Source organism: Streptomyces sp. NPDC051180, assembly GCF_040689545.1.
GTDB lineage: Bacteria > Actinomycetota > Actinomycetes > Streptomycetales > Streptomycetaceae > Streptomyces.
Window position 1 is genome coordinate 16,194 of sequence record NZ_JBFBBC010000027.1, and the last position, 21,189, is coordinate 37,382.

Consider the following 21,189-nt stretch of genomic DNA (forward strand, 5'->3'; position numbering starts at 1 on the left):
GAAGGGAAACGCGCCGATGACCGACGCACACGACACCACCGCCGAGAGCGCCGACGCCGCCCGTGCCGCGGAGAAGCAGCGGGTGAAGGACGAGCTGTACGCGCTGGACATCTCCGGCGTCGAGTGGCAGGGCGCTCCCGGGACGAGCCCGGACGAGGAGCGGGTGGAGATCGCGCACCTGCCGGAGGGCGGGGTGGCGATGCGTTCGTCGCTCGACCGGGAGACCGTGCTGCGGTACACGAAGGCCGAGTGGGACGCGTTCGTCCTCGGCGCCCGGGACGGCGAGTTCGACCTGCGGTAGGGCGGACGGTACGCGTGAGGGGGTGGCCCGTTCGACGGGCCACCCCCTCACGCGTGTGTGGTGCGGGACTACATCATGCGGAACCGGGCGGCGTTGCCCTTGTCGGTGTCCTGGTAGCCGACGACCGACTCGTCGAGGAGCTGGGCGATGCGCGCCAGGTCCTGGTTCATGCCGGCCATGTCGCGGGTGAGGCGGTCCTGGCTCTCGCGGTACGCGATCTTCGCCTCGCCCTCCCAGTTGGAGGCGACGCGGTTGACCTCGGCCATGAGGTCTTCGAGCTTCTGCGTGAGGGTGCTGGACGTCAGCCGGGTGTCGGCCGCCGCCTGCGTCACGGTGTCGTAATTGACCGCAGTGGTCATGATGATGACTCCTGAAGTGAGAGTGGCGCGGAGGACTGGTCGAGCCGGTGGGCTCACATACCGAGGATGGCGCTCTGGTTGCCGCCGCCGCCGGAGCCGCTGTTGTCCATCTGACGGAAGGACCGCAGACGGTCCTCCTCCTCCTGCGAGAACCCGTCGGCGCTCATGCGCATGATCTCCTCGAGCCGGCTGAGCTCGGCCCGCATGCTGCGCAGACGCTGGTTCAGGTCGTTCTGGACCCGGTCGTACTCCTTGCTCGCGGCGCCCTGCCAGCCCGCCTGGACGCGGTCGACCACGCCGTTGAGGGAGGTGATGCGGGCCTGCAGCTCGTCGGAGAAGTCCTGGATCCGGCCGGCGAGCTTGACTTGTTCGGCACTGGTTACGTTCAGGTCTTTCGACATCTTGCCCCTTCTTCCTTCGGCGGCGTCGACGGCCGGGCCGTCGGGCCATCCGGTCGTGATGCGGACGGGAATCTTCTGATGCCGCCCCCGTGCTGGGTTCGCACTGCCGTGCCCCCCGCGGTCACTTTAGCCATTGGCGGCGGCAGTTCCAACTGCAAAGGAAGGTCCGGATACTTGGCCGTCGACCGGCTCATCGGACCCCCCTTCGACGGCGGCTGTCGCGGATCACGACGGCTGTTCCGGCGACCACGGCCACCAGGACGCCACCGATCCCCAACGCATACGTGGCGAGCCGTTCGGAGCGCTCCTGGGGCGTTTCCGACAGCGCCAGACGGGCCGCTTCGGGCGCCGGCGGCCGGGGCGGACCAGGGTCGGGCGTCGGCGAGGCGGGCGGCGTCCCCGGGCCGGCGTCGGCGAGTGCGCGCACCGGGTCGACGACGCCCCAACCGACGTAGTTGTCACGGCCGTTGACGGAGCGTACGGCGGTCTGCTCGATCCGGGCGACGATCTGGGCCGCCGTCCACTTCGGGTACTTGGCGCGGAGCAGGACGGCGACGCCGGCGACGTAGGGGGCGGAGAAGCTGGTGCCGTTGTCGACGCACTGGCCGCCGCCGGGGACGGTGGAGACGATGTCGACGCCGGGAGCGGCGACGCCCACGAAGGTGCCCGCCTGGGAGAAGTCCGCGCGCTCGTTGTTCCGGTCGGAGGAGGCGACGGCGAGGACGCCGGGGAAGGCGGCGGGGAAGGTGTCCTTGAAGGAGCCGTCCATGCCGTCGTTGCCCGCGGAGGCGACGACGACGACGTCCGACGCGATCGCCCTCGCGACGGCCTTGGCCATCGGCGACTCGGGGCCCAGCGGCTGGGTGGTGTCCTGCGAGATGTTGATGACCCTGGCGCCCTTGGCGACGGCGTGGTCGATCGCCAGCGCCATCGTGTCGGACTTGCCGCTGTTCTTCTCGTCGTTCTGCCGGATCGGGATGACGGTCGCCTCGGGGGCCAGTCCGACGAAGCCGGTGCCCTTGCGGGGGCGGGCGGCGATGATGCCGGCGACCTTGGTGCCGTGGCCTACCTCGTCGACGGTGCCGTCGGTCTTGCCGCGCTTCTCGTCGCCGAAGCCGGGGTTCTCCTTGTCGGGCTTGAGGTAGTCCTTGCCCGCCTTGGCGTCGACCGCGGCACGCAGCTGGGGGTTGACGTCGTCGACGCCGGTGTCGATGACCGCGACCCGGACGCCCTTGCCCTTGGTGTCCTGCCACAGCTCGTCGAGGAGGACGCGCTGGAGCGGCCAGGGGGTGCCCTCGATCTGCTTCTTCATGGGGAAGGTGCACTCGCCGCTGCCGTCGAGGGCGGGGCCGCCGTGGGGCGGCGCGGCGGCCACCGCGGGCGTCGCCGCCAGAAGGGCGGTGAGGGTGCCCGCGGCGAGCAGGGCGGCCGTGCGGTACGTGGTCGTCACGGTCTCGCCCCCTTCAGGAACCCTGCGGCTGACGCGCGCTGTTGGTGTCGAGTCGCGGGCCCTTCGACAGGAACTCCGACCAGGCGATCGGGACGAGGACCGGCGTGACCTTCTCGTACCCGAGACGCTTCTGGGCGTCGCTGGGTTCCGGGCGCCCGCCGGTCTCCTTCTGCTCGCCGGCGCCGATGTCGGAGCGGGCGGAGTCGCTGTCGCCGTTGGCCTGGACGGCGTACCGCAGTCCGGTGTCGGTGACGAGGAAGAGCGAGCCGTCGGGCGCCTTCTGCCTGCCCTGGATCTGGGTGTAGAGCAGACCGCTGCCCGGGGTGACGTAGGTGCTGGTGCCGCCTGCGGTGATGTCGGCGGGGTACTGGGGGCCGGCCCAGGTGGTGAGGGTGGTGCCGCCCTTCTCGTCGACGCCGGTGAGGACGCTGCAGACGGTGTCCCGGGCGCCCGTGCCGGAGACGCCGTTGACCTGGACGGACTTCCTGCTCGGCCAGTGGGCGCGCGGCTGGAAGACGGTGGAGTCCGGGACGAAGGCGGAGGCGTCGACGGCGGTCGCCTTGCCGTCCATGTCGAGGACGCCGGTCTGCGGGGCGTTGATGAGGAGCCAGGCGGTGAAGTCGCTGACGGGCTGGACCTTGCCGGGGAGCACGACGTAGTGCTGGGGTCCCGAGCCGGTCTGGGCGAGGAGGATCATGCCGACGCGGTTCTCGGTGGCGGTGAGTTCGTTGCCGGGGACGCCCGCGGGGGAACCGGCCTGGCCCTCGATGCGCGGGAAGTCGATCTCGTCGCCGGTCTTCAGGGTGGCGAGCCAGTCGTCGGTGACGGGCTGCGGCTCCTTGTTGAGACCGACGAGGGCGGTGAGGAGGCCGGTCGAGTCGGCCTTCACCGGGTACTTGGTGCCGGTGTGGTCGACGAGGAACCGGGCCTTGCCGGTCTGCCCCTGGACGTAGAGGACCTGCCCGTCCTTGAGCTGCCCGTCCCCCTCGGTGCGCTTCAGGTCGCGGTGGGCGAAGAGGAAGGTGGCCTTCTGGACGCTGGCGCCCTTGCCTCCGCCGGGCTGTTCGCAGACGGCCCAGCGCTTGGCCGTGCCCGCGTCGTCCGCCGTGGGCAGCCGGTCGGGGGCGTACGGGATGCCGAGGATCGGGCCGCGCGGCGGCTTGCCGAGGTCGAGCGTCTTGTCGTCGACCTGGACGACCTGGAACTGGTCGGGGTTGAGCAGCAGCCGGGCCGAGGCGAGGTTGAGGACGGGGTGGAGCAGGGTCTTGGCGTCCTTGCCCTTGCCGGTCTGCAGGACGACGTAACGGGTCGTCGACTGCTTGCCGACGATCACCCGGGTCCCGGGGGTGTCCCATCCCTTGGGCGCGGAGGGCTTGAACATGCCCCAGGCGCCGAAGCCGGCGACGACGAGGGCGGCGACGATCAGGCCGGGGGCGATCGCGCGCAGCGGCTTCGGCGCCCCCTCCTCCGTGCCGGAGGGCGAGGGTTGGAGGAATGCCGCCACCGTGCGCTTCTTCGCAAAGGTGTACGCGTTCAGCTCGTCCCGGCGCGATGCCATGAGTCCCCATTCTCGTCAGGCGCAGTCTTCGCGCGGGGATCGGAGAGGTGGCACCCGGGCCCCGGCTGTCGGACCGGACCCCTACTATGCCTGCTGTCCCGTGGGGTTCGTGGGGCGGGTAGGGTGATCCGGCCGCCAAAGCCCTGGCGGGCCAGGGTGATCGGGATGAATTGAGGGGGATTCTCCATCATGGCTTCCGCGACGCGGACGCGGCCCGCCGCGGCCACCGCATCCGCACCCCCGTCCACCGGACCCGCCGCCTCGGTCTCGCCGAGGCTCCAGGCGCGTCCCGGACACTTCGGGTCGTTCCGATTGCAACAGCTCGTCCTGGTCGAGGTGGCGGCCGCGCTGCTCGCCGTCGCCTGGGTCGTGGAGCCGATGCTGCTGGTGCCCGCGGGCGTGGTGGCGGTCGTGCTCGTCCTGCTCGCCGTCGTGCGCAGGCACCGGCGTTCGCTGCCCGAGTGGCTGGGAACCTTCCTGGCGCTGCGGGCCCGTTCGCGCCGTGCCGCCTCCTTCACGGTGCCGGCCGGCACCGAGCCGGGACTCGCGCCGGTCGTGGAGTGCGACCCGGCCCTGCGGACCTACGCGTACAGCGACCGCGACCGCCGTCCGGTCGGGATGATCGGCGACGGCACCTTCGTCACCGCCGTCCTGCGGGTCGAGTCGGAGGGCTCGGCGCTGCGCCCGGAGCGCGCGGGGCGGCCGCTGCCGGTCGGACTCGTCCGGGACGTGCTGGACGTGGACGGCATCCGTCTCGAGTCCGCGCAGATCGTGCAGCACACGCAGCCGGCGCCCGCGCCGCACCTGCCGCCGCAGTCGATGGCCGCGCGGAACTACGGGCCGCTCCAGGCGCAGACCGGCTCACCCGCGGTGCGCATCACCTGGATCGCCCTCAAGCTCGACCCGGAGCTGTGCCCGGAGGCGGTCGCCGCGCGCGGCGGTGGCCTGACGGGCGCGCAGAAGTGCGTGGTGCGGGCGGCCGACCAGCTGGCGAGCCGTCTGGCGGGCGCCGGTTTCCGCGCGGACGTGCTGACCGAGCAGGAGCTCACGTCCGCCCTCGCCACCTCGACGTGCGCGAGCCCGATGGCGATCGCCCAGGCGGGCCGCGGGCAGGCGCAGACGCGGCGGACGCAGGAGACGGCGCGGACCTGGCGGGTGGACGACCGGCGGCACACGACGTACTGGGTGGGGCGCTGGCCCCAGTTGGGCGGCCGGAGCGGGGGCGCGGGAGCGTCGATGCCGCAGCTGGTGGCCCTGCTGACCTCGCTGCCCGCGCTCGCGACGACGTTCAGCCTGACGCTGAGCGGCGGGGACCGGCAGGAGGTGACCGTGACCGGGCACGTGCGGATCACCGGGCGCAGCGACGAGGAGCTCGTCGCGGCGCGACACGAACTGGAGCGCGCGGCGCGCGGGGTGAGGACGGGCCTGGTGCGTCTCGACCGGGAACAGGGACCGGGCATGCTCGCGACGCTGCCGCTGGGAGGTGCGCGCTGATGTCCCAGTCCTCCTTCGGTGCTCAGCCGGGCACCGCGTCCTTCGGCGGGCAGCCGGCCGGCGGGACCTTCGGCGGCCAGCCGGGCGCCGGCACGTACGCCGAGCGGCCCGGAGCGGGTTCCACCGGCGGCTCGCCCACGCCGCGTACGGGCCGGGGGTCCCGGCCCCGGTTCGGCTTCGGCCTCGTCGGGCCCCGCAGGGAGCGGCACTCCGTCCCCGTGGACCAGTTGGACGCGCTGGCGCTGCCGGTCGGCGACGACGGCATGGTGATCGGTGTGGACGCGGAGAACCGGCCCGCCGTGCTCGGGATCAACCGGCCCGTGCCGTACGACGTCACCCTGATCGGCGGTCTGTGGACCGCGCAGGTGCTGGCCCTGCGGGCCGCCGCGACGGGGGCCCGGGTGGCCGTCGAGACCGGGCGCGCGCAGGCGTGGACGGCTCTCGCGCAGGCCGCCGGCGGCGGGCAGCCGTGCATCGCGCTGCACGACGTGGGGCGGGTGCCGCCGCAGGGTGCGTCGGCCGGCAGTCCGGTCGTCGTGGTCCGCGACTGCGGCATGCGTCCGCCGCGCGGCCGGGTGGTCTCGGCGCCCTGGCAGTCGGTGGTGACGCTGCTCCCCTATCTGAGCCCGGTCGCGCCCCGGCTCCTGGAGAAGTCCTCCCTGGTCGGCGTGCAGCGCGTGTCCCCCGACGAGGCGGCGCAGATCGGCCGCATCATGAGCCTTCCGCGTCACGAGCACGAGGCGCTGTCCACCCTCGCGGACGGGGTGACCCTGTGGTGCACGCAGAACGACCGCCAGTTCGTGATGACCCAGGCGACGGACGCCGAGACCGGATTGTTGGGCGGCGCGCGCCGGATGGACTGAACGGCCGCGGAACGACGCACAGTCGTTCAAGTACGTCCGTTTTCATGTCGTTTTGACATTGTTTGAACGGTCGGGGTTCTCACTCTGCGGCGCAGCCGGGTCACTTGGGGGCGTTGCCGGACCGCGGGGACGGGCGAGGAGCGCCCGTCGGGCCTGCCCGGCGGATGCCCGCGCCGATTAGGCTGGAAGGGCCCCGCCCACCACGGCACAAGGGTGCTCGACCACACCAGGAGGCAAAGTGAACGGCGATCGCGACGAGATCCAGGGGGGTTGGAATCCGCCCGCCGACGATCAGTCCGACGCGGATCCCGCCGAGATGACGGGTGAGTTCACCATCGACTACACCCCGCCCGCCTGGTACACGCAGAACGCGTCGGGCGGAACGGGGGCCGGCGGTGCCACTCCCCCGCCTCCCGTCGGCGCGCCCGTCGCGCTGCCGGGGCTCCCCCCGGTCGCCGGCCCTCCCGTCCCCAGTGCCCCCGTTCCCGGACTCCCGTCGGGCAGCGGCTTCGAGCCGGGCTGGAACCAGGCGCCGCCGGCCCCGCCGGTCGCCGTCCCGCCCCCCGCCGCCGCGCCGCAGGCCCCGCCGTTCGCTCCCGCACCCCCGGTCGCACCGGCCGTCCCGGCTCCGGTGCCCGCTCCGGCTCCCGTGGCGCCGTACGAGACGCCCGCGTACGAGGCCCCGGTGCCGGCTGCCCCCGCGCCTGCGGCGCCCGCGCCGGAGGTCGGCGCGCCCGCCGCGCCGTTCGGGGGCGGCGAGGTGGAGAGCGGCGCGACCATGCGCTTCTCCCCCGCCGCACTGCAGCGCGAGATCGCCGAGCGCGCGGCCGAGCCGACCGCCGAACCGACCGCCGACGCGGGCGCGCCCACGAGTACGGGGCCGGTCCCGGAGACGGCGGACGCCGCCGCGATCGTGACGACGGAGCCGATCCCGCTCACCGCCGGGGGGCCGGCGCCCACCGCGGCCGTCGCCGACGAGGCGGACGGCGCGGACGGCGCTCCCTCGGACCACGCCTCTCCCGAGGCCGCGGCGGACGCCGTTCCGGAGACCGAGGCACAGAGCCCGGTGACCGGCGCGGCCGAGAACCACGAACCCGACGCCGCCGAGGCGACGGACGCGACCGACGTAGCAGAGCTCGACGGCCGGAACCCCGCCCCCGTGGACGCCGTGGCGACCGCGCCGGGCACGGACGGCCAGGAGCCCTCGACGGCGGACGCCGCCGGGCCGGTGACGGCCGACGGTTCCGGTGACACGGACACCGACCCGCGCTCCGGGGCCGGGGCGGAAGCCGCCGTCGGCGCGGAGTCCGCGCCGCCCGTCGGCGCGCCCGGTGCGGCGCCGGAGGCCGACGCGTCGGTGCCCGGCGCGTACCCGATCGCCGCGCCGCAGACCGCCGATCCCGCCGCCGCTCAGGCTCCGGGCCCGTTCCCGGCCGGTCCGTACCCGGCGGCCGGGGCTCCGGCGCAGCCGGGCTTCGGTCCCGGTACCGGCCCGGCGTACCCGGGGGCACCGTCTCCCGAGGCCCCCGCGCCCTACCCGGCCGGAGCCGCGCCGCAGGGCTTCGGTCCCGATGCGGGTCAGGCGCCGTACCCGGGCGCCGGCCCGCAGCCCGGCGTGGCCCCCGGGCCGTACCCCGCCGACGGCGGCGCGCCCGGCCCGTACCCGGCCCCCGGCCCGTACCCGGCTCCCGGCCCGCAGGGCGGAGCGGGTCTCCCGCCGCTGCCGCCGTCGTTCCAGCCCGCCGCTCCCGGTCCCGCGCAGCAGTGGCCCGCGCAGCCGGCGCCGGGTGGACAGCCGTTCCCCGGCGAGCAGCCGGCCCCGGGCGCGCAGCCGCTGCCCGGTGCGCAGCCGCTGCCGCCGACCGCCGGATGGCCCGCCCAGCCCGGCCCCGTCGCGCCGCCCGCCGCGCCCGCGCCCGCCCCCGTGCCGTCGCAGCCTCAGCCGCAGCCCGAGGGGCAGGGCGGGTACGGGTACCCGCAGGCGCCGCAGGGCGGGTACGGCTTCCCGCATCCCGGGACGCCTCCGCAGCAGCCCGGGTACGGCTATCCGCAGCAGCCCGGGGTCCCCGGCGGTGTGCCGCCGCAGGCCCAGGCGCCGGGCGGGTACGGCTACCCGCACCCCGGTGCCGTACCGCCGCAGGCACCTCAGGCCCCGGTGCCGCCGCAGGACGGGCAGCAGGCCGTCGACCCGCGGACGGGGGCGGCGTGGCCCTCGCCCGTGACGCACGACCAGCGGGAGCGGTCCGTGCCGGGCGCTCCGCTCGGGTACAACGCGGCCGTCGAGCTCTCCTCGGACCGCCTGCTGCGGAACAACAAGCAGAAGCCGAAGTCGAGCCGTACGCCGGGCAGCGCCGCGCGGTTCAAGCTCGGTGGCAAGAAGGAGGAGGCGGAGCGGCAGCGGAAGCTGGACCTGATCCGGACGCCGGTCCTCTCCTGCTACCGGATCGCGGTCATCTCGCTCAAGGGCGGTGTCGGCAAGACCACGACGACGACCGCGCTGGGCGCGACGCTGGCGACCGAGCGGCAGGACAAGATCCTGGCGATCGACGCCAACCCGGACGCCGGCACCCTGGGCCGCCGGGTGCGGCGCGAGACCGGGGCGACCATCCGCGACCTGGTGCAGGCGATCCCGTACCTCCACTCGTACATGGACATCCGCCGGTTCACCTCGCAGGCGCCGTCCGGTCTGGAGATCCTCGCCAACGACGTGGACCCGGCCGTCTCGACGACGTTCAACGACGAGGACTACCGGCGCGCGATCGACGTGCTGGGCAAGCAGTACCCGATCATCCTCACCGACTCGGGCACGGGCCTGCTGTACAGCGCCATGCGCGGGGTGCTCGACCTCGCCGACCAGCTGATCATCATCTCGACGCCGTCCGTGGACGGCGCGTCCAGCGCGTCGACGACGCTCGACTGGCTCTCCGCGCACGGCTACGCGGACCTGGTGCAGCGCTCGATCACGGTCATCTCCGGAGTCCGCGAGACCGGCAAGATGATCAAGGTCGAGGACATCGTGCAGCACTTCCAGACCCGCTGCCGCGGTGTCGTGGTCGTGCCCTTCGACGAGCACCTGTCGGCCGGCGCCGAGGTGGACCTCGACATGATGCGGCCGAAGACCCGGGAGGCGTACTTCCACCTGTCGGCGATGGTCGCGGAGGACTTCGTCCGGGCACAGCAGGCGCAGGGCCTGTGGACCGGCGACGGCCAGGGGGCGCTGCCCCCGCACATGGCCCCGCCGATGCCGGGCCACCAGGGTCCGGGGCAGCCCGTGCCCGGTCAGCCGATGCCGGGGCAGCCCTTCCCGGGTCAGCCCATGCCCGGACAGCCCCTGCCGGGCCAGTACGCGCCGCCCGGGCAGCCCGTCCCCGGTCAGCCGTACGCTCCCCAGGCCCCGCAGCCCGGACAGCCGTACCCGCCCCAGCCCGGTCAGCCGTACCCGGCGCAGCCGTACCCGCAGGCGGGTCAGCCGGCGCCCGGACAGCCGATGCCGGGGCAGCCCTTCCCCGGGCAGTACGCGCCCGGTCCGTACGCGCCCGGCGCACCCGGTGCGGGGCAGCCGTATCCGGCGCAGGAGCCCCAGCCGTACCCGCAGCAGCCGGGACAGCCGGGTGTTCCGCAGGCGTGGCAGCAACAGCCTCAGCCGGGGCAGCCGCTGCCTCCGCAGGCGGACGGGGAGGCGCCTCCGCAGGCGCCGCCAGCCCCTCAGCAGTAGGGCGTCACAGGAGTAGACCAATGAGGCCCCGTATCGGTTCACCGGTACGGGGCCTTTTGGCATTCCCGCAGCCCACAAGGGGTTTGAGGGATCGTTGACGACGGCAGACCACCGCTGATACACCTTCGCTTCACCCACCGTCAGCACAAGATCCACGACAGTCATCCGACGCGAGGACACGTCACATGGTCATGGTCACGAAGGTTCCGCCCCGCCCAGCGCCTGCCCGAAGAGCCCTCCGCCTGCTGCTCGCCGCCGGGGTCGCCGCCACCTCGCTCGCCGCCGTCCCCGGTGCCGCCCAGGCGGAGGACGGCAAGTCCGGCGGCACCACCCTCACGGTGGCCGTCTCGCAGAGCATCGACTCGCTGAGCCCGTTCCTCGCCCAGAAGCTCACCTCGACGAGCATCCATCGCCTGGCGTACGAGTACCTCACCAACTACGACCCGAAGGACGCGCGGACGGTCCCCGGACTGGCGACGGCCTGGAGCCCCTCGGCGGACAAGCTGACGTGGACGTACACGATCCGCAAGGACTCGACCTGGTCCGACGGGAAGCCGGCCACCGCCGAGGACGCCGCCTGGACCTTCAACAAGATGATGACCGACCCGAACGCCGCCACGGCCAACGGCAGCTTCACCGCGAACTTCGCGCAGGTCACCGCCCCCGACCCGCAGACGCTCGTGATCCGGCTGAAGAAGCCGCAGGCGACGATGACGGCGCTCGACGTGCCCATCGTGCCCAAGCACGTCTGGGAGAAGGTCGGGGACTTCTCGAAGTTCAACAACGACAAGCAGTTCCCCATCGTCGGGAACGGCCCGTTCGTCATCACGGACTTCAAGGTCGACCAGTACATCAAGCTCAAGCCGAACAAGACCTTCTGGCGGGGCGCTCCCCAGTTCGACGAGCTGGTGTTCAAGTACTACAAGGACGGGGACGCCGCCGTCGCCGCCCTGCAGAAGGGCGAGGTCTCCTTCGTACCGAACCTGACGCCCGCCCAGGCAGCCGCGCTCGGGACCCAGAAGGACATCAAGGTCAACGACGCCCCCGGCCGCCGCTTCTACGCCCTCGCCACCAACCCCGGCGCGAAGGCCAAGGACGGCAAGACCTTCGGCAACGGCCACCCGGCGCTGCTCGACCCGGCCGTGCGCAAGGCGCTCTTCCTCGCGGTCGACCGCACCACCCTCGTCGACAAGGTCTTCCAGGGCCACGCCGTCGAGGGCGAGGGCTACATCCCGCCGCGCTTCGGCTCCTACTTCTGGCAGCCGGACGCGGCACAGAAGCGGGCCTACGACCCGGCCGCGGCGGCGAAGGTCCTCGACGCGGCGGGATACCGGAAGAACGCCGCCGGAAAGCGCGTCGGCAAGGACGGCAGGCCGCTGGACTTCCGGATCCTCTGCCACGCCACCGACCCCAACGACAAGGCCGTCGGCAAGTACCTCCAGGAGTGGTGGGGGGAGCTCGGCATCGGCCTGAAGGTCGAGTGCCTGGACAGCGTCTCCGACCCCTGGGTCAAGGGCGACTACGACCTCGCGTTCGACGGCTGGTCGGTCAACCCCGACCCCGACTACGTGCTGTCGATCCACACCTGCGGCACCCTCCCGGCGACGCCGAAGGACACCGGGGCGACGGACAACTTCATCTGCGACTCCCGGTTCGACGGGCTCTACGCGCAGCAGGCGGTGGAGTACGACGCCGCCAAGCGGGCGGATCTGGTGAAGAGCATGCAGTCCCGGCTGTACGACACGGGGTACATGAACGTCATGGCCTACCCGAACGCCCTGGAGGCGTACCGCACGGACCAGATCCGGTCCATCACGACGATGCCCGAGGCCGCCGGAAACCTCTGGGGCCAGGACGGCTACTGGAGCTGGTGGTCGGCCGTGCCCGCCGCCTCCGCCTCCGGCGACTCCGACGGGGGCGGCTCGTCCACCGGCGTGATCGTCGGCATCGGCGCGGCGGTGGTCGTCGTGGTCGGTCTCGGTGTCGTCCTCGGCCTGCGCCGCCGCTCCACCGCCGACGACCGCGAGTAGGACGTGACGACGGCAAGCACCGCCGCCGACCCGGCGCGGGCCCACGAGGCCCGCGCCGCGGACGGCGCGTCCCGCACCGGTTCCTCCCTCGGCTACCTCCGCCACGCGGCGGGGAAGCTGGGCGGCGCACTCGTCTCGCTCCTCGCCGTGCTCGTCACGAGCTTCTTCCTCTTCCGGATCATCCCCGGCGACCCGGTCAAGGCGATGACGCACGGCGTCCCCACCTCGGCCGAACAACTCGCCACACTCCGACGCCAGTTCGGCCTCGATCTGCCGCTGTGGCAGCAGTTCACCGACTACTGCGCCAAGGCGCTGAGCGGCGACCTCGGCACCTCGTTCCAGTTCCGCGCCCCGGTCGGGGACCTGATCGCGGAGAAGCTGCCCGCGACCCTGCTGCTCACCGGGGTCGCCGTGGTCATCTACTCCGCGCTCGGACTCTGGCTCGGCACCCGCTCGGCCTGGCACCACGGCGGCCTCGGCGACAAGGTGAACACCGGCATCGCGCTGACCCTGTGGTCGGTCCCGTCCTTCTGGCTCGGCCTCCTGCTCATCATCGTCTTCTCGGTCGGCATGGGACCCATCCCCGGGCTCTTCCCCACCGGCGGCATGGAGTCGGGGACCGGCGAGACCGGCTTCGCGTACGTCCTCGACGTCGCCCACCACCTGGTGCTGCCGGTGGTGACCCTGGTCGCGGTCGGCTACGCGCAGACGCTGCTCGTGATGCGCTCCTCGCTCCTCGACGAGATGGGCGGCGACTACCTGACGACGGCGCGGGCGAAGGGCCTGCGCGACGACGTGGTGCGGCGCCGGCACGCCGTGCCGAACGCGCTCCTCCCGACCGTCACCATGATCTTCATCAACCTGGGCCATGTGGCGGCCGGCTCGATCCTGGTCGAGACGGTCTTCTCCTGGCCGGGCCTCGGCGGGCTGTTCTACCAGGCGCTGAGCGTGCCCGACCTGCCGCTCGTCCAGGGCCTCTTCGTCGTCTTCGCCGGCGCGATGATCCTGATGAACCTGCTGGCCGACCTGCTCTATCCGCTGCTCGATCCCCGGGTGGGCCGATGACCTCGACGGAAACGACGACCCCGACGGACGCGGCGCGGCCGGCCGCGGCGCCCTCGACGAGACGGTCGCTGGTGTGGGCGCGCAGGCGCGGCACGGTGGCCCGCTTCTGGAAGCGGTACCGCGCCCACCGCGCCGGTCTCCTCGGGCTGGCCGTGCTCACCCTGATCGCCCTGCTCGCACTCACCGCCCCGTGGCTGGTGGGCGCCGACGTGCAGTCGGTGACGCAGGCCCCGGGCACCGCCCTGGAGCCGCCGAGCGCCGAGTTCCCGCTCGGCACCGACCAGTTCGGGCGCTCCCTGCTCGGGCTGCTGATCTGGGGCGCGCGGATCTCGCTGCTCGTCGGACTGCTCGCCGCGACCCTGTCCGTCGCCATCGGCACCCTGGTGGGCATCGTCGCCGGGCACTACGGCGGCTGGTTCTCCACGGTCGTCATGCGGATCACCGACTGGTTCCTGGTGATGCCGACGCTGGTCCTGGCGATCGTGCTGGCCACCGTCATGTCCCGGTCGATGTGGACGGTGGTCGTGGCCATCGGCGTGACGTCCTGGCCGACCACCGCCCGCCTCGTGCGGGCCCAGACGATCGCCGTGGAGTCCCGGCCGTACATCGAGCGGGCGACGGCGCTCGGCGGCGGCCACGGCCACGTCATGAGCCGCCACGTGCTGCCGAACGTGATGCCGCTGGTGCTCGCCCAGACCACGCTCGGCATCTCGACCGCCATCCTCACCGAGGCGACCCTCGCCTTCCTCGGGCTCGGCGACCCCACCGTGGTCTCCTGGGGCGGAATGCTCCAGGACGCCCGCGAGGCCGGCGCCGTCTCCTCCGGGCACTGGTGGTACCTCGCCCCGCCCGGCATCGCGATCGCGCTGGTCGCGCTCGCCTTCACGCTCTGCGGCCGGGCCGTCGAGTCCGTGCTCAACCCGAAGCTGGGGGTGGGGCGATGAGCCTCCTGGAGGTACGCGGCCTGAGGGTGACGTACGGCACGGGGGCGGCGGCCGTCCCCGCGGTCCGCGGCGTCGACCTGACCCTGGAGGCGGGACGGAAGCTGGGGGTGGCCGGGGAGTCCGGCTGCGGCAAGTCCACCCTGGCGCTGGCGCTGCTGCGGCTGCTGCCGGCGTCGGCGCGGATCGAGGGCGAGGTCCTGCTCGACGGCGAGGACGTCCTCGCCATGAAGTGGGGCCGGCTGCGGGCCGTGCGCTGGGCGGGCGCGTCGATCGTCTTCCAGGGCGCGATGCACTCGCTGAACGCCGTGCACCGCATCGGGGACCAGATCGCCGAACCGCTCCTCGTGCACGGCCGGTCCACCCCGGCGGCCGCCCGCCGGCGCGTCGGCGAGCTGCTCGAACACGTCGGCCTGCCCGCCGCGCGCGCCGCCGCCTACCCGCACGAACTGTCCGGCGGGCAGCGGCAGCGCGTCATGATCGCGATGGCGCTGGCCTGCGACCCCCGGCTGATCGTCGCCGACGAGCCGACGACCGCGCTCGACGTCATGATCCAGGCGCAGATCCTGCGCCTGATCGAGCGGCTCGTCGCCGAGCAGTCCATCAGCCTCCTGATGATCAGCCACGATCTGGCCGTCCTCGCCGACACCTGCGACCGGCTCGCCGTGATGTACGCGGGCCGGGTCGTCGAGGAGGGGCCGGCGCGAGCGGTGTACGAGGCCGCGGCGCACCCGTACGGGCGGGCGCTGTCCTCGGCGTTCCCCCGCATCGGGGACCTCGCGTCCCGGCGTGCGCCGCGGGGCCTTCCCGGCGACCCGCCGGACCCGTCCGACCTGCCCGGCGGCTGTGCCTTCCGGCCGCGCTGCCCGGTGGCGGTGGACGCCTGCGCCGAGGAGGACCAGCACCTGCGGGAGGCCGGCGAGGAGCGCCGGGCCGCCTGCGTACACGTGGGGAGTACGTCATGAGCGACGCCGTGCGCAGCGACACCGCGGACCGCGGCGGAGCGGTGGGCGCCAAGGCCCCCGCGGCCCCGCTGCTCTCCGCGCGCGGCCTGCACGTCACCTTCCCCGGCCGCCGCGGCGCCGCGCCCGCGCGCGCCGTGGACGGGGTCGACCTGGACATCGGCACCGGCGAGATCGTCGCCCTCGTCGGGGAGTCCGGCTGCGGCAAGACGACGCTGGCCCGCTCCCTCCTCGGCCTGGTCCGCCCCACCGCGGGGACGGTCTCCTTCGACGGCAGTCCGCTGGCGTACACCTCCGGAGCCCTCAAGTCCTACCGCAAGCGGGCGCAGTTGGTCCTCCAGGACCCGAGCGGCTCGCTCAACCCGCGGCACACCGTGTACGACGCGGTCGCCGAGGGCCTGCGGATCCACGGGTACGCGGGGGACGAGCGGGCCGCGGTCGCCGGCGCGCTGGCGCGGGCCGGGCTGCGGCCCCCGGAGCGCTTCCTCCTGCGCTATCCGCACGAACTCTCCGGCGGGCAGCGGCAGCGCGTGGTCATCGCCGGCGCGCTGGTCCTGGAGCCCGAACTGATCGTCGCCGACGAGCCGGTGGCCTCCCTCGACGCGTCGGTGCGCGGCGAGATCCTGGCCCTGCTGCTGCGCCTGCGCGACGAACTGGGCCTCTCCGCCCTGGTCGTGACCCACGACCTCGGGCTCGCCTGGAACATCGCCGACCGCGTGGCCGTCATGTACCTCGGGCGGGTCGTGGAGACGGGCACGGTGGAGTCCGTCCTCACCCGCCCGAGGCACCCCTACACCCGCGCCCTGCTGTCCGTCCTGCCCGAGTCGACCACCCCGCCGGTCGTCCTGACCGGCGAGCCGCCCGACCCCTCCCGCATCCCCTCCGGCTGCCGCTTCCACGCCCGCTGCCAGGTCCTCGCCTCCGGCCGGGCCGCGGCCGTCGCCCACCGCTGCCGTGAGGAACCCCTGGCGGTCCTGGGCGGCGGCGAGGCCCGGGCGGTGGCCTGCCACTGGGCGCGGGACGAGACGCCGGAGTAGGGGGCCCGGCGGGCACCGCTCTGCAGGACGGCCCGGGTCCGGCACCTCGTGAGGTGCCGGACCCGGGCCGTCGGATGTCGGGGGGCGCCGGTCGCGGCTCCGGCCCGTCAGGCGCCGGGGTGCTCCCGGTCGTAGGTCGCCGTCAGGTCGCGGGAGCGCCGCACGTCGTCGGCCATGGCCCGGAGCAGGTCGTCCAGGGTGTCGAACTTGAGCATGCCGCGCACGTACGCCAGGAAGTCGACGGCCACGTGCAGCCCGTACAGGTCGAGCCCCTCGCGGTCGATCGCGTACGCCTCGACGGTCCGCTCGGTCCCGTCGAACTGCGGGTTGGTGCCGACCGAGATGGCCGCCGGCATCCGCTCCCCGTCCGCCGTCAGCCAGCCGGCGTAGACGCCGTCGGCCGGGATCGCGGTGTGCGGGAGCGTCTCCACGTTCGCCGTGGGGAAGCCGAGCTCGCGGCCGCGCTGCGCGCCGCGGACGACGATGCCCTCCACGCGGTGCGGACGGCCCAGGATCTCGGCGGCGCCGGCGATGTCGCCCTCGGCGACGAGCCGGCGGGTGAGGGTGGAGGAGAACGGCTGCCCGCCGCCCGCCGCGCCGCTGACGTACAGGTCGATGACCTCGACCTCGTAGTCGTACGTCTCGCCGAGCTCGGCGAGGAACTCCACGTTGCCCGCGGCCCGGTGGCCGAAGCGGAAGTTGGGGCCCTCGATGACGGACCTCGCGTGCAGCTTGTCGACCAGCACCTTGACGATGAAGTCCGCCGGGGAGAGCTGGGAGAACTCGGCGGTGAACGGCAGCACGAGGACCGCGTCGACCCCGAGCTCCGCGATCAGCTCGGCGCGCCGGTGGTGCGGGGCGAGCAGCGGCGGATGGCTGCCGGGCCGCACGACCTCGGACGGGTGCGGGTCGAAGGTCACGACGACGGTGGGGACCCCGAGCTCCCGGGCGCGCTCGACGGCCCGCCCGATGATCAGCTGGTGTCCGCGGTGCACCCCGTCGTAGGAGCCGATGGTGACGACGCTGCGCCCCCAGTCCTGGGGAATGTCCTCCAAGCCACGCCAGCGCTGCACTGTGACCGCTCCTCGTCCGCCTGTTCGCCGATTACGCCGGTCTAAGACTGCCATGCCCACGGCCATCGGTTGGCATCGGCATGGAGGTGCCGTGACTCCGCAGTGTCCGGAGGGTCTCCGGGCCGAGCAGCGGCGCCCAGTCGCCGGGTGCCGCCGCCGTCCACCCGGCGAGCAGCGCGGCCAGCTCCGGCCGCTCCCGGCAGTGCCCGGCCAGGGCCCGGTCGAAGCGCCGCACGCCCTCGTGCGTCCGCACGCACAGCAGGCCCACCCGGTGCGCGAGGTCCCGGGTCCGCGGCTCGCTGCGCCGCCCCGCCCCCTCGGCGGCGGCCGCGAGCAGCGCCTCCAGGACCGACAGCTCCCCGGTCTCCGCCTCGTACCGCTCGTGCTCCAGGAGTACGTCGAGCAGCTCGCCCCGCAGATGGCGGGAGGCGCCGGTGCCGGGGGCGGCGAGGACCCCCGCCAGGGCGCGCCGCACCGAAGCCGGACGGCCTCGGATCAGCGCGGTCACCAGCGGGTGCAGGACCGCCCTGGCGGCCGGCCCGTCCTCGAAGCGCCGGTCGACGAAGGCGGCCACGTGCTCCGCCTCCTCGGGGTGCCGGCCGGCGTGGTCGCGCACCAGTACCGCGACCCGGCGGGCCAGGGCCGGTGCGTCGACCTCCGCGAGGGCCCGCAGGACCGCGCCCGCCCCCTCTCCGCCGGTCTGCAGCCGCGCCCTCAGCCCGCCGAGCACCTGCTCCGGATGGCTTCCCAGCGCCTCGACCAGCGCCGTCGCCGGCACCCGCGGCTCGGCCAGGGCGCGCGGCAGGTGCCGGGCCCGCGTGTGCGGGTCCCGGACCAGCAGGCCCAGCGCCGCTCCGTGCAGCGCCCGGTCCCCCGGGCGGGCCAGCAGGGCGAGCGCCGCGTACCGCAGCAGTTCCCGGTCCGCGGAGGTCACGGCGTGATCGGCCGCGTGCCGGCCGTGGACGGCCGCCGCGACCCGCCGCTCGGGCCTCCCGTCGTCGTGCGCCCAGCGGTCGACCGCCCGGCACAGCGCGGACGGCTCGTCCGCGGCGAGCGCGGCGAGCAGTCCCTCGGCGAGCGGGTGCGCGGTCGCCACCAGGACCTCGCACAGGTCGTCGACCGCCGGCCCCCGGTACCGGTGCAGCAGGTCCCGTGCCGCCGTGCCCACCGTCCCGCCCGGCGTCTCCCTCCCGTCGCCGAACCACCGGCACAGGAGCGGTTGCACTCCTCGCGGATCGGCGACCAGCATCTCCGCGACCACGTCGAGGGCGCGGCTCCCGACGGCTTCCGCCGCGTCCGGCCCGGCGGGCGCCGGGACCGGGGCGCGGGAGTGCCGCGGGGCGGTGCCGGCGCCGTCCGGCGGCGGGTCGGCGGGTACGAGGCGCCGGAGGAGGTCGATCCGCTCGGCCTCCCCGAGCGGCAGGCCCCGCCAGAACTCCGGCCCGAAGGCGGCGAGGGCCGCCGGCCGGTCCGGGCGGGCTCCGATCCGGTCGGCGAGCAGCCGGAGGACGGGCAGGTACGGGCGGGGGTCGGGCAGCCGCCGCAGGCTCTCGCCGAGCAGCCGGGCCGCCCACCAGGGGCCGTCCTCCCCGCCGGGGCCGCCGCCCGCTCCCGTCTCCGCGAAGCGGGCGAGGGACTCGACGAGGCCCTCCAGTCGCGGGGCGAGCTCCGCCGGTCCCCGCTCCCGGTGGAGCAGCAGGAGGGCCTGGAGCACCGGGCCGATCCGGTGCGGCGGCACCGGCGGCCGCTCGGCTCCGTCCTCCCGCCCCGCCCCGTCCCGCCGGCGGGGCACGGCGGTGCGGGGTGCTCCGCCGTGCGGGCCGGGGGCACGGGCGCCGGCCTCGGCGGGGAGGCAGGGGGCGCCGGACGCCGCGGGGGCCGCGAGGACGTGGGGGCCGCCGGGGTCCGGGGCGAGGTGGCGGTGGACGAGGGAGTGGAGGGCGGTGTCGAGGTCGAGGTGGGCGGCCTGGACCCAGTCGGCGAGTTCCTCGTGGGCGAAGCGGTAGCCGGAGCCGGCGGGGACGAGGAGGCGTTCGGTGAGGACGGCGGAGGCCCAGCCGTCGCGCCAGGGGAAGAGCTCCTCGAAGGAGGCGCCGTCGAGGAGGCCGTGGCCGGGACCGAGGGAGCGGCGGGCGGCCTCGTGGAGCCGGCCGGTGACCCGGGCGGCGAGCCGGCGGACGGCGCTGCCGTGCGGGAGGGGGCGGGAACCGGCGGCGATGCGGACGGCGACGCGCAGGCACATGAGGTCGAGGTAGGCGGTGAAGATCTCCTCGCGGCCGGGGCGTCCCGGCACGTCGCCGGGGAGCGCGGCGCGGACCTCGGCGAGCAGCCGGAGGGCGAGCGGGTGACGGGCGTCGGCCTCGGCGAGGTCGGTCGCGCGGAGCCCGTACTCCCGGCGGACCGCCTCGGCCTCCGCGGCCGTGTACGGGCCGAGGGTGACGGCCGGGGGCAGGGCGCCGCGAGGGCCCGCCGCCGGCCGGTGCAGGGCGCCGGGCTCGTAGAGGGCGCCGGCCTGTTCCCAGTGCTCCGGGCGGCAGGCGGTGACGAGGCGGACCTGGTGGGCGCGGAGCCACCGCTCGGTGTCGGCGGTCCAGTCGGCGAGGCGGTGCGCGAGGCGCGGGGGCATCTCCTCGGGGCCGTCGAGGACGACGAGGAGCGGGCGTCCGGCGCCTTGGGCCAGGGCGGCCGCGCGCTCGGGGGTGGCGGTCGAGGTGTCGGTGGCGGCCCCGGAGGCGGCGACGATGCGGCCGGCCTGGTGGAGGGCGCGGGCGACGGCGTCGGCGAGGGACCGGTCGTCGGCGCGCAGGTCGGCGCCGCGCAGCCGGACGGTGGGGGCGGGCTCCTCGCCCCGGGCCCGGTGGGCACAGAGCGAGGCGAGCGCGGTGGTGCGGCCGGTGCCGGGTGCGCCGACCAGGGCGAGGACGGGTGCTTCGCCGGCGGCGAAGCGGGCGAACTCATCGGCGAAGTAGGGGCGTTCGACGGGATCGGGCCAGGGGCCGGTCTCGCGGAGGGGGCCGGTGGAGGTCGCGGTGAGTTCCAGGATGGCGGCCAGGTTGAGGTCCGGCCCGTAGGCGGGGACGGTGGCCGCGTTGCGCCGCAGCAGGGCGGTGAGGGGGCCGTCGGGCCGCAGGGGTACGGCGTATCCGGCGGCCTGCCGGTCGCCGTGGAGGGCGGTGCCGAGGACGGCGAGGACGGTGCCGGTGGCGGTGTCGAGGACGGGGCCGCCGGCGGCCTGGCCGCCGATCCTGAGCGCTTCGGCGCCTTCGGTGCCGATGGCGAGTTCGAGGGCGTCGTCGAGGGCGTGGAAGCGGCCGGTGGCGCTGTAGGTGACGGTGGCGGGGCCGAGGACGCGGGCCTCGCGCCAGCCGTGGGCGGCGATCCGGACGTAGGTGCCGGGTTCGATCTCGGTGCGGGTGGCGAGCGGCAGGGGGCGGACGCCGAGCCCTTCGGTGCGGACCAGGGCGAGGCCGCTCTCGGGCAGGGGGGTGACGGCCTCGGCCCCGGCGCGCCAGCTCCGGTCGCCGGGGGCGTGCAGGACGACATGGCTGAGTCCGTCGACGGCTTCGTGGCTGGTGACGACCGTTCCGTGGTGGTCGGCGAGGAATCCGGTGCCGCGCGGCCGGCCCGCCTGATCGCAGATCCGCACCAGCGTCGCCAGGTCCCCGCGTCCCATGGGGACGAGGGTAGGCGGCCGGTGATCACGCCCGGGCGCTCGCCGGGAAACGCGCCCCCCGACGCTCCCCCGTTCACTCCGAGCGCCTCCCCGATGGGGTGAATTCCGGTGCCCGGACGGACAAGGATGGCCCGGGGGAAAGGGAGGGGGAAACACCGTGGGGCGGGCACGCGTGCGTGCGCCCCAGGCCGGGGCCGAGCCCCAGGTCGGGACCGAGACCGAGGCCGGGATCGGGGTGCTGCGACCGTCTGGGCGGCGTTCGGGGCG

The 21,189-nt window shown here is 74.7% G+C and carries 15 protein-coding genes; 9 read left to right on the top strand and 6 right to left on the bottom strand.

Annotated features, from left to right (window positions below):
- Positions 1-16: 16 nt before the first annotated feature.
- Positions 17-301 carry a DUF397 domain-containing protein gene (locus tag AB0424_RS29900; protein ID WP_366309860.1) on the top strand — a complete coding sequence of 95 codons (285 nt, stop codon included), beginning with the start codon at positions 17-19 and terminating at the stop codon, positions 299-301.
- Positions 302-369: 68 nt separating this feature from the next.
- Here the strand turns inward: AB0424_RS29900 and AB0424_RS29905 are convergent, their stop codons facing one another.
- The 4 genes from AB0424_RS29905 to eccB all read right to left on the bottom strand — a co-directional run bounded on the left by AB0424_RS29905 (position 370) and on the right by eccB (position 4,069).
- Positions 370-660, bottom strand: coding sequence for a WXG100 family type VII secretion target (locus tag AB0424_RS29905; protein WP_366309862.1), 291 nt, complete (start codon positions 658-660; stop codon positions 370-372).
- Between the two features lie 53 nt (positions 661-713).
- Complete coding sequence (locus AB0424_RS29910) at positions 714-1,061, bottom strand: WXG100 family type VII secretion target (RefSeq protein ID WP_366309864.1); 348 nt, start codon at positions 1,059-1,061, stop codon at positions 714-716.
- A gap of 190 nt (positions 1,062-1,251) precedes the next feature.
- A complete protein-coding gene (gene mycP, locus AB0424_RS29915) occupies positions 1,252-2,511 on the bottom strand; it encodes a type VII secretion-associated serine protease mycosin (RefSeq protein ID WP_366309866.1) in 1,260 nt (419 codons plus the stop codon).
- A 13-nt stretch (positions 2,512-2,524) separates the two neighbouring features.
- Positions 2,525-4,069, bottom strand: coding sequence for a type VII secretion protein EccB (gene eccB, locus AB0424_RS29920; protein WP_366309868.1), 1,545 nt, complete (start codon positions 4,067-4,069; stop codon positions 2,525-2,527).
- 189 nt (positions 4,070-4,258) lie between these two features.
- Between eccB and eccE the strand changes: the two genes are divergently transcribed.
- The 8 genes from eccE (at position 4,259) to AB0424_RS29960 (ending at position 16,176) form a co-directional block, all read left to right on the top strand.
- The gene (gene eccE / locus AB0424_RS29925; RefSeq protein ID WP_366309870.1) at positions 4,259-5,563 is read left to right on the top strand and encodes a type VII secretion protein EccE; all 1,305 of its coding nucleotides are present in this window, start codon (positions 4,259-4,261) and stop codon (positions 5,561-5,563) included.
- Positions 5,563-6,426 (top strand): hypothetical protein, encoded by an 864-nt coding sequence (locus tag AB0424_RS29930; RefSeq protein WP_366309872.1) that lies wholly within the window; start codon positions 5,563-5,565, stop codon positions 6,424-6,426. The genes eccE and AB0424_RS29930 overlap by 1 nt, the downstream gene beginning before the upstream one ends.
- 238 nt (positions 6,427-6,664) lie before the next feature.
- Positions 6,665-10,141, top strand: a complete 3,477-nt coding sequence (locus AB0424_RS29935) for an SCO5717 family growth-regulating ATPase (RefSeq protein ID WP_366309874.1) — start codon at positions 6,665-6,667, stop codon at positions 10,139-10,141.
- Positions 10,142-10,332: 191 nt separating this feature from the next.
- Positions 10,333-12,171, top strand: coding sequence for an ABC transporter substrate-binding protein (locus tag AB0424_RS29940; protein ID WP_366309888.1), 1,839 nt, complete (start codon positions 10,333-10,335; stop codon positions 12,169-12,171).
- A 3-nt stretch (positions 12,172-12,174) separates the two neighbouring features.
- On the top strand, positions 12,175-13,236 hold the full coding sequence (locus tag AB0424_RS29945) for an ABC transporter permease (RefSeq protein WP_366309876.1): 1,062 nt from the start codon (positions 12,175-12,177) through the stop codon (positions 13,234-13,236).
- Complete coding sequence (locus AB0424_RS29950; protein ID WP_366309878.1) at positions 13,233-14,180, top strand: ABC transporter permease; 948 nt, start codon at positions 13,233-13,235, stop codon at positions 14,178-14,180. Before AB0424_RS29945 ends, AB0424_RS29950 begins: the two co-directional genes overlap by 4 nt.
- Positions 14,177-15,142, top strand: a complete 966-nt coding sequence (locus AB0424_RS29955) for an ABC transporter ATP-binding protein (RefSeq protein WP_366309880.1) — start codon at positions 14,177-14,179, stop codon at positions 15,140-15,142. Before AB0424_RS29950 ends, AB0424_RS29955 begins: the two co-directional genes overlap by 4 nt.
- Positions 15,139-16,176, top strand: a complete 1,038-nt coding sequence (locus tag AB0424_RS29960; protein WP_366309882.1) for an ABC transporter ATP-binding protein — start codon at positions 15,139-15,141, stop codon at positions 16,174-16,176. Before AB0424_RS29955 ends, AB0424_RS29960 begins: the two co-directional genes overlap by 4 nt.
- A 107-nt stretch (positions 16,177-16,283) precedes the next feature.
- Here AB0424_RS29960 and AB0424_RS29965 read toward each other — a convergent pair whose 3' ends face one another.
- Positions 16,284-17,249: a bifunctional riboflavin kinase/FAD synthetase gene (locus AB0424_RS29965; RefSeq protein ID WP_366309884.1), complete on the bottom strand. Its 966-nt coding sequence runs from the start codon at positions 17,247-17,249 to the stop codon at positions 16,284-16,286.
- Between the two features lie 31 nt (positions 17,250-17,280).
- On the bottom strand, positions 17,281-20,922 hold the full coding sequence (locus tag AB0424_RS29970; protein ID WP_366309886.1) for a serine protease: 3,642 nt from the start codon (positions 20,920-20,922) through the stop codon (positions 17,281-17,283).
- Between the last annotated feature and the right edge of the window lie 267 nt (positions 20,923-21,189).